The organism is Streptomyces sp. NPDC018045 (assembly GCF_044327445.1).
Lineage (GTDB): Bacteria > Actinomycetota > Actinomycetes > Streptomycetales > Streptomycetaceae > Streptomyces.
In genome coordinates this window covers 1-13,132 of record NZ_JBIRFL010000026.1, presented here as the reverse complement: position 1 = coordinate 13,132, position 13,132 = coordinate 1, and the positions used below count along the sequence as shown (strand labels likewise).

The window sequence follows — 13,132 nt, the reverse complement described above, 5'->3', positions numbered from 1 at the left end:
CGGACCGAGGCGGTCACCACGGCGGTCGCGCGGCAGTGTGCGCGTGGCGGCCGAGAACGGCCGGTTCGGCACCCCCGACGGCCGATTCCGCACCGCCGGGGACAAGGCTCCGGGGGCGCCGGAACCCCCGGTTCGGCCCCCGCGGCGCCCGGGTGCCCATGCCCGTCTAAGGTGCGGTGATGACACCGCACACCTACCTCTCCGAACTGTTCTCGCTGGACGGGCTGGTCGCCGTGGTGACCGGCGGCAGTTCCGGCATCGGACGCTCCATCAGCGGGGCCCTGGCCCGCTCCGGCGCGAGCGTCGTGGTCGTGGCGCGCAAGGAGGCCCACCTCACGGCCACGGTCGAGGAGTTGACGGCCGACGGCTGCCGGGCGGCGTGGGTGAGCGCCGACCTCGGTACGCGTACGGCCGTGCGCGCGGCGGCCGACCGGGCGGCCGGCGTGTTCGGCGAGCCCGACATCCTCGTCAACTGCGCCGGGGTCAACCTGCGGCCGCCCATGAACGCACTGGACGACGAGGTGTGGGACACCACGATGGCGGTCAACCTGGAGGCGCCCTACCTCCTGGGGCAGCGCTTCGGCCCCGGCATGGCCGAGCGGGGCTTCGGGCGGATCATCCACATCACGTCGCAGCAGGCGCACCGGGCGTTCGTCCGCAGCGGCGCGTACGGCGTGTCCAAGGGGGCGTTGGAGTCGCTGGCCCGTTCCCAGGCCGAGGCGTGGTCGCCGTACGGCGTCACCTGCAACACGCTCGTGCCGGGCTTCGTCATGACGCCGCTCAACGCCCGGCTGTCGTCCGACCCCGAGACGGTGGCGGCGCTGGCCGCCCGCACCATGGTCGGGCGCAACGGGCTCGCCGAGGACTTCGCGGGTGCCGCGGTCTTCCTCGCGAGCCGCGCCTCATCGTACGTCACCGGGCAGGCGCTCTTCGTGGACGGGGGCCTCTCCGTCCACTGACTACACTGCGCACAGCGTCGCACGGCAGCGCCGGCCGCCTCCGCGGCGGGCCCCCGCGGGCGCACCGCACCTGATCCGGACGAACGGCGAAGGAGTGGCACATGAACCGCTGCGCGGGCGAGATCCCGGGACCGTTTTGGTGGACGCCATGAGCGCCGGGGCGGAGCACCGTACCGAACGCATCGCCCTGACCCCGGCGGCCGAGGAGCTGATCCGGCGGCTCCGGGCGGCTCACGGGCCGTTGATGTTCCACCAGTCGGGCGGGTGCTGCGACGGCAGCTCTCCGATGTGCTACCCGGCGGGCGAGTTCCGTACGGGCGCGGCGGACGTGCTGCTGGGCCGGCTGTCCGTGCCGGGCGTCGCGGAGGCCGTGGACTTCTGGATGGCGGCGGATCAGTTCGCCCGCTGGCGGCACACACATCTGACGGTGGACGTCGTACCGGGACGCGGCGGGGGCTTCTCCCTCGAAGCTCCCGAGGGGGTGCGCTTCCTGATCCGCTCGCGGCTGTTCACCGAGGAGGAGCGGGCGGGGCTCGGCGACTGAGGCCGGGACTCCTGCCGAGCGGCGCCCATGGACATGGTGAGGCCCCGCGCACGGGGGATGACGCGGGGCCTCACCCCATTGAACGATCGAACCGGGGTAGGGGTTCCCCACCGAAGCGGACTTTACGAAAAGTTTTCGTCACCCGGCACAGGCGCCCGCCCGCCGTGCTCACGCCTCGTCCTGCACCAGCCGCTCCAGCATGTCCTGGAAGTCGATGTCCACGACCACCCGCAGCCCGTCCCCGTCCGGCTCGCTCAGCCGCGTCATCGTGCCCTGCCGCCACCAGTACACGTTGGGGCTGATCGCCCCCGCCGCGTCCTCGTGGCCCGCCGCGGCGAACTGCGCCATGGCCTGGAGCGCCGGGACGACCTGCGCGTCGTGGATGGGGTGGAAGGCGAGCTGGTGGCGGAAGGGCAGCGCGACCAGCGCGCCGTCTCCGGTCAGCGGCGTCCCCATGACCCGCTCGACCAGGTCCGCCAGGACCAGCACCCGGCTCGCGGTGAAGAACGAGTCGCCCAGCACCACCTCAAAGGCCGAGCCGTCACCGCGCCGTACCGTCTCGTGCCCCTCGACCGGCAGCGCGCGCAGATTGTTCAGCGCCCTGATGCGCAGCTCGGGCACCTCGCCGAGGTCCGCCAGCGAGTCCTCGCTGAGCATCTGCACGGCCTCGGGCAGATCCAGCGCGAGGACCTCGCGCAGGCCGGGGGCGGGCGCGTGCCCGTACCGGAAGGAGTCCGCGGGCGGCAGCGTCTCCTCGGCGACCACCCGCGGGAACAGCCGGGCCCGGATCTCGTCCTCCGACAGGGTCTCCATCGGTTGCGGACCGTCCATGGTGCGCAGCACCTTGCCGACGTGGTCGCGGATGGTCGCGGGCCACACCCGCTCGCCGCGCCGGTCGCGGTGGCAGACCGCGGCGAGATTGCCCAGGCCGAACTGCCGGCCGCCGGAGTCGGCGACCACCCCCGCGTACACCGTGACCTCCAGGCCGCGTTCGGCGAACGCCTGCCGGACGTGTGACCGGAAGACGCCGCCCTCCCGCTCCGAGAAGAACGCGAACTCCCCGTCACGCGGGGCTTCGCGCGGGTCCCGCTTCGGTCCACGGCGGAACAAGCCCATCTCTTCCTCCCGGCGACGGCCACGATGCCGCCCGATCGTAACGGGTGCGCCGGAGCCCCTCGACCGGTCCTCGGCCCGGTCACACCCCGGCTCCCCCGCCACACCGCCGCACGGCCGGCCGGGGTCCATCATGGTCATCCTTCCCACGAAGAGGGCTGGTCATGGCGCCCACGAGCGGCGGAAAGGGGGACGGGCCACGGGCGCGGGCAGGCACCGTCCGGACCGCGATACGCTGCGGTGCCCGCCTGACGGGCGGCCGGCGCCCGGCAGCGCCCACCGCGTCCGTCCGCCCCGGGCGCCTCCGCCGCCGGACCGCTTCCCCATCTCGGCGCGGCCGCCACCGGCGGGAATGCGACGTCCGAATCCCGCCAGCCGTCGCGCCCCCGCGGCGGCACGGTGGAGGTGACGGACGGGCCGGTGAACGGCACGAGAGCACAGAGAAAGGGGCCGGACGATGACGGCCACGACGGTCCACACGACACTCGCCGGCCCGCTGGGCGACCTGCTGCTGGTGGGTGAGCCGTCCGCCACCGCGCCGGGCGGCACCGCGCTGGCCTCCCTGTCCGTACCGGGCCAGAAGGGCGGCGCCACGGTCGACGGGACGTGGACCCACGACCCCGCGGCGTTCACGGAGATCGCCGCGCAGCTCACCGCCTACTTCGAGGGCGACCGCACCCGCTTCGACATCGAGTACGTGCCCGGCGGCACCCCCTTCCAGCAGCGCGTCTGGCAGGCCCTGGAGGCCGTCCCGTACGGCGAGACGGCCACCTACGGCGAAATCGCCACCCGCATCGGCGCCCCGCGCGCCGCGGTCCGCGCGGTCGGCACCGCCATCGGCCGGAACCCGCTGCTGATCGTCCGCCCCTGCCATCGGGTGATCGGCGCCGACGGCACCCTCACCGGCTACGCGGGCGGCCTCCACCGCAAGGAACAACTCCTGCGCCTTGAGGGCGCGGCGTGCGTGACGGGCAGGCTCATGGCCTGAGCAACGGCTTCCAAGACCGTGCCGGCGGAGCCGTGTCCGCTCCGGGTCCCGCACGGGCCGTCCGGCGTTTCCACGTGATCCGGCCGACATCCGGGCCGGCGCTCCGCGCACCGGAGCGGGGATGGGGAACGGCGCCAAGCCCCCCTGTCCCGGCGCCGTTCCGCCCGCCGCTCCTCCCTTCCCCCCACCGCCCGCTGACGCGGGCCGGGAGGAGCGGCCGGGCAGTGGCTGGACCCGAGTCGGGCGATCCCCCGCATCACCCGACCCAGGCAGCCTCGACCGGAGCCCGCCCGCGGCGGGACGGGCGTCCGAAGCCATGCCGAGTATATTGGCTCCGGGCCAGTCAACGCAGCGGCTACACCATGACCATTTTCGAGCGGCGCCCTCCGCAGCCCCGATGATCATGCTCCGGCCCGTCTCCCGTGTGAGCTCCCGGCGCGGTGACCACGCCAGACACCCCCGCATTCGTACACTTGAACGATCCAGCGGTGATGGGCCGCGGCAACGGAAATGGGGCTCACGTGAGGGGTGCCGAGGGTCTTGCGGCGGTCGGCGAGGGAGCGTATGTGCTGCGCAATGTGGGCAGCGGCCTGCTGCTGGAGGTCGAGGGCGGCCGCACGGGCAGCGGGGCGAACGTGCGGCAGGGCGCGGAGGACGGTTCACCGGCCCAGCGGTGGCGGGTCACCGAGGTCCACCCCGGCAGCGGGCTGCGTCACCTCACCAACGTGGGCAGCGGCAAACGCCTGGACGTCACCGGCGCCTCCACCGAGAACGGCGCCAACGTGCAGCAGTGGAAGGCGAACAACTACGGCGCGCAGGAATGGCTGCTGGAGCAGGACGTGGCCGCGCCCGGCACGTTCACGCTGACCAACTACGCCAGCGGACTGCTGCTGGAGGTCGCCGACGACAGTACGGAGCCGGGGGCCAACGTCCAGCAGTGGGAGGACCGGGACCGCCCGGGCCAGTGGTGGAGGCTGGAGAGCCGCTGACGCGGACAGCCCGGGCCGTACCGGCCCGCGGTCCGGCGGCCCCGGAGCCGCCGCCGGCTCAGAACCCGGCGGCGCGCTCGATGCGGTCGAGCAGGCGGTGGCGGCGTACGGCGTGGGCGAAGTCCGGGGCGTGGTGGGTGCCGGCCGCGAGGTCGGCCCGGATCTGCTCGTAGGCGTGGGCCACGGTGTACGCATCCTCCGCGGCGCGGCCGGTGAGCGCGGGCAGCGCCGCGTCGTACGCGCCGGGAACCGGCAGTTCCGCGAGCGTCGCGTCCTCGCCCCGCGCGCCGTGCACGGTGACCCGGCCGAACTGCAGATGGCCCGAGTCGCCGGTGACCAGCAGGTCCCCGGCGGTCCCGTTGATCTCCCAGTGGAAGTTGGTGGCGCGGGACAGGCCGCCGCGGAAGTGGACCGAGGCCACCGCGCCGCCTTCGAGTGCACCGCTGACGGCGATCTGGTCCGGTACGTCCATCCGTGCCGGCTCACCGGTCACGTCGTTGTGGACCTTCGGGCGGCGGGTCGCCATGACGGCGCCGAGGTCGGTGAACTCGCCGAGGGCCATGGTCACGGCGTCGATGGTGTGGCCGAAGGGGATGGTGAGCAGGGAGCCGCCGTTGCCCCGGTCGAGGAGGTAGGCACCGCCCGGCTCGAACCGCGCGCCCCAGCGGCGGCCCGAGGCGATGACGCTGGTGGACAGCACCTCTCCCACGTACCCGTCGGCGATCAGATCCCGTACGTACCGGACGGGCGGCGCGGACCGGGCCTGGAGCCCGACGAAGGTGCGGACACCCTTGGCCTCGGCGACGGCGGCCAGTTCCTCGGTCTCCGCGAGGCCGTTGCCCAGCGGCCATTCGCTGAGCACCATCTTCCCGGCTTCGAGGGCGGCCAGAACCAGTTCGCGGTGGTGCGGGACCTTCACGGCGACGACCACCAGGTCGACCTCGTCGCGCCGTACGAGTTCCCCGGCGCCGCCGAGGGCCGGCGGAACGCCGTACTTCTCCCCCGCGGCCCGCGTGGATTCCGGGGTGCCGGCGGCCAGGGCGCGAAGTTCGAAGCCCGGTACGGCGGCAAGTGCGGGCAGGTGGGCGCGGGCGGCCCAGCCGCCCGAGGCGCTGAGGCCGATGATGCCGACGCCGATCGGGGCGGCGGAGGGAGGGTGCGCGGGCATGGCGGAGTCCTTTCACCGGTCACACGGTGGTGCGCTCGGGGCCGAGCGGTGATCACGACCGTAGCCCATGTTCACGTAAAAGCGAACATGCGTCCGGGGCGGTCACGGATGGGGCCGGTGGGGGATACTGAGGCCATGGCCAGCCGTACGTCCTCCCCCCTGCTCCACCCCGACGAGCGGGACTTCGACCTGTTCGCCGTGATGAGCGCGCTCACCGACCCGGTCCGGCTGAGCATCGTCCTCAAGCTCGCCACCGAGTCCGCGGTGCCCTGCGGAACCTTCGATTTGCCCATCGCCAAGTCCGCGCTCAGCCGGCACCTGCGGGTGCTGCGCGAGGCGGGCGTGATCAGTCAGCGGGACGAAGGCACCCGCCGGGTCAACTCACTGCGCGCGCAGGAGCTGGACCGGCGCTTCCCCGGCCTGCTCACCCTCGTACTGAAGGAAGGCGCCGGGCGGGGCGCGCCACAGCCCGTGGCCGGCTGAGACCTGGGACCGGCGCTTGCCGCACCCCCTTCGCCCACTGCCGCGCCTCTCCGCGCACCGCCGCGGCAGCCTCCCCGGGACGCCCGCCGGGAATGCCGGCCCGCCGCCCTGCGCTGACCCCGTCACGGGCGCCCCGCACGACGCCCGGAGGCGTAGACGGCTCACGAGGGGATTGGCACATGCCGAACACGGCGCGGGAATGGCGGCTCGTCGCACGGCCTGCAGGGCGTCCGGCGCCCGGTGACTTCCGGCTGGTGGAGCGGGAGTTGCCGCCGCTCGCCGAGGGGGAGGTGCTGGTGCGCAACCGGTTCCTGTCGGTGGACCCGTACATGCGGGCCCTGATGGGCACGGAGCACTCCGGCTCCCTGGCCCACCCACTCGACCGGCCGATGGGCGGCGGCGCCGTGGGCGAGGTGGTGGAGTCGCGGTCGGCCGCTCTCGCCCCGGGGGACCTGGTGCTCAGCGATCTCGGCTGGCGCACGGCCGCCGTCGCGCCCGCCTCGCACTTCACGCGGCGCGAGCGGATCGCGGACGTACCGGACTCCGCGTACCTCGGCGTACTCGGCATGCCGGGGCTCAGCGCGTATGTCGGCCTCACCGAGATCGCCGGACTGCGGGCGGGCGACACCGTGTTCGTCTCCGGCGCGGCCGGCGCGGTGGGCAGCCTGGCCGGCCAGATCGCGCGGCTGCTCGGCGCCGAGGCGGTGTACGGCAGCGCCGGGTCGCCCCGGAAGGTGGCGTACCTGACGGACACGCTCGGGTTCACCGCCGCCTTCGACTACAAGGACGGCGATGTACGCGGTCAGCTCGCGCGCATCGCGCCGAAGGGCATCGACGTCTACTTCGACAACGTCGGGGGCGAGCACCTGGAGGCCGCCATCGACCTGCTGAACCGCGACGGCCGGGCGGCGCTGTGCGGGGCCATCTCCACGTACAACGCGACCACGGCGCCACAGGGACCGCGCAACATGACCGAACTGGTCAAGAAGCGCCTCACCCTGCGCGGCTTCGAGGTCGGTGACCACGCCGGTCTGCGCCCGCGGTTCGAACGCGCGGCGGCCCGGTGGCTGGCCGACGGGCAGCTCACCTTCCGGGAGACCGTCGAGGACGGCATCGACCGCGCGGTGGACGCCTTCCTCGGCATGATGGACGGCCGCAACATCGGCAAGATGCTGGTACGGCTCTGAGCGGAGCCCCGCCGACCTGCGCGAGATCCCTCCCGCCAACGGCCGGGAGGGATCTCGGGAGCGTATACACCACCGCGCGCACGCAGCCGCGCTCAGTCGTCAGCCATCTGTGCGCACCGGACCGGCACCGGCGGCCGGGACCGCGTTCGTCGCGTCCTCGACCAGCCCTTCCGTCCATGTCCGGCCGTAGGGGTGTCCTTACGGGCGAAGGCATCAGGTTTCGACGCACAGGCCGGTACGGAGCTTGCCGAGGGTGCGGGCCAGGAGCCGGGACACATGCATCTGCGAGATGCCGAGCGCCTCGCCTATCTTGGACTGGGTCATCTCGCGGCCGAACCGCATCTCGATGATCCGGCGTTCCCGCTCGTCCAGTTCCTGGATCAGCGGGGCGAGGGCGTGCAGGTTCTCGACCGTCTCGATGGCGGGGTCGGTCTCACCCATGGTGTCGGCCACCGTGCGGGCCTTGCCGCTCGCCGGACCGTCCTCGGACTGCTCGTTGGGCGAGTCCAGGGAGCCGGCGGCGTAGCCGTTGGCGGCGACGAGGCCGTCGAGGACCTCCTCCTCGGTGATCTTCAGATGGGTGGCCAGGTCCTTGACCGTGGGGTCGCGGTCGAGGGCGCCGGCGAGCTGCTCCTTGGCCTTGGCGATCTCCACGCGCAGCTCCTGGAGCCGGCGCGGGACGTGCACCGCCCAGCTCGTGTCGCGGAAGAAGCGCTTGATCTCGCCGACGATGTACGGCACCGCGAAAGAGGTGAACTCCACCTCGCGCGACAGGTCGAACCGGTCGATCGCCTTGATCAGACCGATCGTGCCGACCTGGATGATGTCCTCCATCTCGCCGCTGCCGCGGTTGCGGAACCTGCTGGCGGCGAACCGCACCAGGGACAGGTTCATCTCGATGAGCGTGTTGCGCGCGTACTGGTACTCGTGTGTGCCTTCTTCAAGGTGGCAGAGCCGCTCGAAGAACAGCTTCGACATCTCACGCGCGTCCTTGGGAGCGATCTTCCCCGCGTCCTCGACCCACGGCAGTCCCTCGGCAACGTCCCGTGACTCGCCGGCCGACCGGTCCGTACCGGCCGTCTGCCCGAGCTCCACAGTCTGCACTGCTGCCGTTGTCATGACTCGCCCTTTCCTGCGTCGACGACGATGTGAGGGAGCGGGTTCCCAGATCCACACCGCTCATTCCTCACAGATCAAAAACAGTCGACGCAGGTCGTGCCATCAGTGGCGCAATACAGACCAACAGACGGGATATATGGGGGCATTTACCACTGATATCTACAACTCGGGCAAGCAGGGCAAACAGCAGCGATTCATGAGGGTGCCTCAGGGAGGAGGCGCCGCCTGTCCCGGCGCCTCCGGCGGCGTCTCGCTGAACGCGTCCGCCGGTATGTTGGGCATGGCCTGGCTGGTGATGCGGTAGCGCCCGTCGAGGGGCTCGTCGACGCCGGTCACGTGGACGGTGAGCGGACCGGCCCATTCGTAGTCGTGCTCGGCGGCGTGCCGGGCCAGGACGTCGGTCAGTTCCCGGCCGATCTGTCCGCCGCGCCCGCCGAGCTGCTCGTGGACCGCGGCGGCGAGTTCCACCTTGTAGGCGTTGGGGACGAGGACGCGGCGCCTGCCGCACACCACGGCGTGGCTGTCGCATTCACGTCGCAGGTCGTCGCAGAGTTCGACCGGATCGTTGCCGAGCACCTTGTCGACCAGCGCGCTCTCCCAGTGCTCCACCGTCTTTTCCATGCGCGTGAGCAGTCCCATGCCCAGCCGGGTGCCCGGATCGGGGTATCCCATTCGGCACGGCGGGCGACGGCGGCGACGGCCTGCCCGCCGCGCCCTGCCCGTACCGGCTACGGGTGCTGGATCTCCGGCGGGACCGGAGGCGCGGGCGCCGCGGGAGCCGCCGGGGCCGCGAACGGCGGCGGTTCCTCGGTCGCCGACTCGGGACGGGCCGGCCGCGGCACGGCCGGAGCCGGGGGCGGGGTGGGCGCGACGGGCTCGGGTGCGGCCGGCCGGGGCGGAGCGGGAATCCGGATCTCGGGTCCCTGGTTTTCACGGGATGTGGACATGGTGTCTTCCTTTCAGTCGTCGCATCGATAGGGGCAGGTCTTCCGGCACCGGGGTCCGCTACCGCATGACACGGCGGGCGAACGAGCGCATGGCGAGCCACACGAAGCCCGCCGCGCCCACGAGGAGCGCCAGCAGGAAGGCCCAGGTGGGCAGGTGTCCGATCTGGGGGGTGAGGGCGGCGCGCAGGCCCTCGTTCATGTAGACCATCGGATTGAGGAGCACGGCGTACTGCAGCCAGGGGGTGCTCTCCAGCGCCGTCCACGGGAAGTAGACGCAGCCGAGCATCATCGCCGGGAACATCACCAGCGTGAAGAGGACCTGGATCTGGCGCGGGTCGATGCGGGTGGCCAGATACATGCCGATCGACGAGGCCAGCACCGCGCCCGCCAGCAGGACGAACATCAGCATCGGCCAGTTGGCGACCTCAACGGCGGGTCCGTGGCCCTGGGCGTGCACCAGCAGGACGACGGGGAAGACCAGGAGGCCGGCGACGAGGCCCTCGACGACGGCGGAGAGGATCTTCTGTAGCCCCAGCACCCGGACCGGCACCGGCGCGAGCGCCCGGTCCTCGATGGCGCCGGGCCCGGACAACTCCATGACCAGCGGGAACGTCACAGCCGCCATCGCCTGTAGGACCATGGACGAACCCACCAGCCCCGGCACCATGATCGTCGAAAAGGCCTCTCCCCCGGGCCCGGCTCCGCCACCCCCGACCTTCGGCAGTACGTAGGCGAAGACGAAGACGAACAGCAGCGGCTGGATGACGATGCGCACGGCGCTCATCACGAAGTTGCGCCGCAGCACTCTGGCGTCGCGCGCCATCATGGCCACGAAGGTGCGCAGGGCGCGGCTCTTGGCGGCCGGCGCCTCGGTCAGCACGGTGGTGGTCATTCGCGGAACTCCCGTCCGGTGAGGGTCAAGAACACGGTCTCCAGGCTGGGGCTGATCCGGGACGCGTCGACGACGGTGAGCCCGGCCTTGGCGGCCAGCGCCACCAGGTCGCTGAGCACGCCGTCGGGGTCCTGGGCGAAGACCCGTACCTGTCCGTCCACGGCCTCCACGCGGTCGGCGCGCGCCATCGCGCGGACTGCGTCGAGGTCGAAGGTGCCGCCCTCGTACACGATGGTGACGACGGTCTCCGCGCCGATCGACTCACGCAGCGCCTTGACGCTGTCGCAGGCCAGGACCCGGCCGTGGTCGATCACCGCGAGGCGGTCGCACAGTGTCTCGGCCTCTTCCATGTAGTGCGTGGTGAGCAGGATCGTCTGCCCTTCGGCCTGGAGTCCGCGCAGGATGTCCCAGAGGTGGATGCGGGACTGCGGGTCGAGCCCGGCCGTCGGTTCGTCCAGGAAGAGCACCTGCGGGCTGTGGACCAGGGCCCGCGCGATCATGACGCGCTTGAGCTGCCCGCCGGAGAGTTCGAATACCCGTGCCCGGGCGCGGTCGGTCAGCCCGAAGAGGCCGAGCAGCGCCTCGGACCTGGCCCGGGCGGCCCGGCGGCCGAGGCCGAAGTACCGCCCGCGGAACTCCAGGTTCTCCGCCACGGTCAGCTCGATGTCGAGCGTGTTGTCCTGCGCCACCACGCCGATGCGCCGCTTGACCGCCACCGCGTCGGCGGCCACGTCCAGGCCGCAGACCTGGGCGCGGCCCGCGGTGGGCCGGATCATCGTCGTCAGCATCCCGATGGTGGTGGACTTGCCGGCGCCGTTGGGCCCGAGCAATCCGAAGAACTCCCCTTTCGTCACGCTCAGTCCGAGGCCGCCGACGGCCTCCACCTCGCCGCCGCCCGGCCCTGGGTAACTCTTGCGCAGGCCGTCGGCGTGGATCGCCAGATCGCCGGACATCCGGGCACCTTCCTGTTCTCGCCGCCCCGTGGGAGTGGCCGTTGTCGCGGGGTGTCGGGTCATGTCGTGCCGCTCCCGTTCGGGTGGCGGGCGTCTTCCACCGGCGCGGCGTCCGGCGGGTCGAGCCGGAGCCGGCCGGTCCTGACCGCGGGTTCCGCGGCGACCTGCCGCAGTACGCCGGTGAGCTGGGCGGCGAGGGCTTCGACGGTCCGCCGCTCGTACACGTCGGCGCTGTACCGGACGACGCCTTCGACGCCGGCCGGGCCGCTTCCCGGGGTCCGCAGTTCCCGCAGGGTGACGGCCAGTTCGCTGCGGGCCGCGCCCCGGTTGCGGTGGGCGGGCTGCAGCGGCTCCGCCGTCAGCCCCGGCAGGTCCCAGGGCGCTTCGGGCAGGTTCTCCATGCCGGCGATCATCTGGAACGGCCGGTGTCCCAGGCGTTCCTCGACGAGTTGGGACGGCAGGTCCTGGTGGGCGTAGGCGGCGAGGTCGGCGGTGCGGACCCGGCGTACGAGTTCGGCGAAGGTCGGGTTCCCGCCCGCGTCCGCGCGGAGCACCAGGTGGTCGGCGAAGAGGCCGACGACGTCGCTCGCCGCGTGGTCGGCCCGGCCGGCGGAGACCGTGCCCATCGGTACGTTCTCCGCGCCCCGCCGCGCCCACAGGGCGGCGATGGCCGCCCGCAGCACCATGAACAGGGTGGCCCGCTCCCGCCGCGCGGTCTCCAGCAGCGCCCGGTGCGTGGCCTCGTCGACCGCGAAGGTGACCTGGCCGCCCAGGCCGGTGGGGTGCGCCGGTGGTGTCCGGTCCCAGCGGAGCAGGGGCTGGTCCGGCAGGTCGGCGAGGACGCCGGTCCAGTACGCGAGGCGGCGTGCGAACGGGCTGTCCGGCTCGTCCAGCCGCGCTGTCCGCTCGTGCAGGCGTATGGCGAAGTCCGCGTACTGGACGGGCAGCGGTGCCCACCGGGGTGCGCCGCCCGCCGCCCGCGCGGCGTACGCCGTGGACAGGTCGCGGGCGATCAGCCCGGTCGACCAGCCGTCCGCGGCGATGTGGTGCACCGCGATCTGGAGCACGTGGTGGTCGGGCGCGAGGGTGAAGAGGGTCGCTCTGCTCGGCGGCCCGGTGGCCAGGTCGAAGGAGCGGGCACGGGCCGCCTCCATCGCCTCCGGCAGTTCGTCCTCGGTGACGGGGACGGCGGTCAGCGGCGCCCGGCCGGGGGCGGTGACCTCCTGTCCGCCGGTGTCCGGGAAGCGGGTGCGCAGGGCTTCGTGCCGGGTCACCACGTCGTGCCAGGCCGCTTCGAGTGCGTCCGTGCGCAGCGGGCCGCGGAGGCGGACCGTCAGCGGGATGTTGTACCTGCTCTCGCCGGAGAGCATGGACCGCTGGCCGGGGGTGAGCGGTATGACGTCGGGGCGCGGCCCGGCGGCCGGTCCGTCCCGGTCGCCGGTGTCCGTCAGCCGTGTGGCCAGGGCGGCCGGGGACGGCGCCTCGAAGAGGGCCCGCACGTCGAGGTCCTTGCCGAGGACGGCCTGGACGCGGCCGGCCAGGCGGGTCGCCAGCAGCGAGTCGCCGCCGAGGTCGAAGAACCCTTCCTCGGCGCCGACCCGGGCCACGCCCAGGACTTCGGCGAACAGGGAGCAGAGGATCTCCTCGACGGGTGAGCTGGGGCCGCGTCCGCCGTAGCCCGACGGGTGGTCGGGTGCGGGCAGGGCGGCCCGGTCGACCTTGCCGTTGGCGGTCAGCGGCAGCTCGTCCAGGACGACCGTCGCCGACGGCACCATGTAGTCCGGCAGCCG

General features: G+C 72.8%; 14 protein-coding genes. 6 read left to right on the top strand and 8 right to left on the bottom strand.

Annotated features, from left to right (window positions below):
* Window positions 1–179: 179 nt before the first annotated feature.
* Both ACH4EB_RS32810 and ACH4EB_RS32805 read left to right on the top strand, forming a co-directional pair.
* A complete protein-coding gene (locus ACH4EB_RS32810) occupies window positions 180–959 on the top strand; it encodes an SDR family NAD(P)-dependent oxidoreductase (RefSeq protein WP_398351851.1) in 780 nt (259 codons plus the stop codon).
* A 148-nt stretch (window positions 960–1,107) separates the two neighbouring features.
* Window positions 1,108–1,503, top strand: a complete 396-nt coding sequence (locus ACH4EB_RS32805) for a DUF779 domain-containing protein (RefSeq protein ID WP_398351850.1) — start codon at window positions 1,108–1,110, stop codon at window positions 1,501–1,503.
* A gap of 168 nt (window positions 1,504–1,671) precedes the next feature.
* Here ACH4EB_RS32805 and ACH4EB_RS32800 read toward each other — a convergent pair whose 3' ends face one another.
* Window positions 1,672–2,619: a hypothetical protein gene (locus tag ACH4EB_RS32800; RefSeq protein WP_398351848.1), complete on the bottom strand. Its 948-nt coding sequence runs from the start codon at window positions 2,617–2,619 to the stop codon at window positions 1,672–1,674.
* Window positions 2,620–3,073: 454 nt separating this feature from the next.
* Between ACH4EB_RS32800 and ACH4EB_RS32795 the strand changes: the two genes are divergently transcribed.
* Together ACH4EB_RS32795 and ACH4EB_RS32790 are read left to right on the top strand one after the other, a co-directional pair.
* Window positions 3,074–3,604, top strand: a complete 531-nt coding sequence (locus ACH4EB_RS32795) for a methylated-DNA--[protein]-cysteine S-methyltransferase (protein ID WP_398351847.1) — start codon at window positions 3,074–3,076, stop codon at window positions 3,602–3,604.
* A gap of 491 nt (window positions 3,605–4,095) precedes the next feature.
* The gene (locus ACH4EB_RS32790; RefSeq protein WP_398351915.1) at window positions 4,096–4,593 is read left to right on the top strand and encodes an RICIN domain-containing protein; all 498 of its coding nucleotides are present in this window, start codon (window positions 4,096–4,098) and stop codon (window positions 4,591–4,593) included.
* Between the two features lie 58 nt (window positions 4,594–4,651).
* On the opposite strand, the gene ACH4EB_RS32785 is transcribed toward ACH4EB_RS32790, so the two are convergent.
* A complete protein-coding gene (locus ACH4EB_RS32785; protein ID WP_398351846.1) occupies window positions 4,652–5,761 on the bottom strand; it encodes a Gfo/Idh/MocA family protein in 1,110 nt (369 codons plus the stop codon).
* Between the two features lie 135 nt (window positions 5,762–5,896).
* Between ACH4EB_RS32785 and ACH4EB_RS32780 the strand changes: the two genes are divergently transcribed.
* Window positions 5,897–6,244, top strand: coding sequence for an ArsR/SmtB family transcription factor (locus ACH4EB_RS32780; protein WP_398351845.1), 348 nt, complete (start codon window positions 5,897–5,899; stop codon window positions 6,242–6,244).
* 179 nt (window positions 6,245–6,423) lie between these two features.
* Window positions 6,424–7,431, top strand: coding sequence for an NADP-dependent oxidoreductase (locus ACH4EB_RS32775; protein WP_398351844.1), 1,008 nt, complete (start codon window positions 6,424–6,426; stop codon window positions 7,429–7,431).
* Between the two features lie 213 nt (window positions 7,432–7,644).
* On the opposite strand, the gene ACH4EB_RS32770 is transcribed toward ACH4EB_RS32775, so the two are convergent.
* The 6 genes from ACH4EB_RS32770 to ACH4EB_RS32745 all read right to left on the bottom strand — a co-directional run.
* A complete protein-coding gene (locus ACH4EB_RS32770; protein WP_398351843.1) occupies window positions 7,645–8,550 on the bottom strand; it encodes an RNA polymerase sigma factor SigF in 906 nt (301 codons plus the stop codon).
* Window positions 8,551–8,757: 207 nt separating this feature from the next.
* A complete protein-coding gene (locus ACH4EB_RS32765) occupies window positions 8,758–9,189 on the bottom strand; it encodes a DUF3662 domain-containing protein (RefSeq protein ID WP_398351842.1) in 432 nt (143 codons plus the stop codon).
* Between the two features lie 89 nt (window positions 9,190–9,278).
* Window positions 9,279–9,497: a hypothetical protein gene (locus tag ACH4EB_RS32760; protein ID WP_398351841.1), complete on the bottom strand. Its 219-nt coding sequence runs from the start codon at window positions 9,495–9,497 to the stop codon at window positions 9,279–9,281.
* Window positions 9,498–9,555: 58 nt separating this feature from the next.
* Entirely contained in the window at window positions 9,556–10,389 is an 834-nt protein-coding gene (locus ACH4EB_RS32755) for an ABC transporter permease (protein ID WP_398351839.1), read from the bottom strand.
* Window positions 10,386–11,342: an ABC transporter ATP-binding protein gene (locus tag ACH4EB_RS32750; RefSeq protein ID WP_398351838.1), complete on the bottom strand. Its 957-nt coding sequence runs from the start codon at window positions 11,340–11,342 to the stop codon at window positions 10,386–10,388. The genes ACH4EB_RS32755 and ACH4EB_RS32750 overlap by 4 nt, the downstream gene beginning before the upstream one ends.
* A 59-nt stretch (window positions 11,343–11,401) precedes the next feature.
* On the bottom strand, window positions 11,402–13,132 hold a 1,731-nt coding region (locus ACH4EB_RS32745), incomplete at its 5' end, for a condensation domain-containing protein (RefSeq protein ID WP_398351837.1).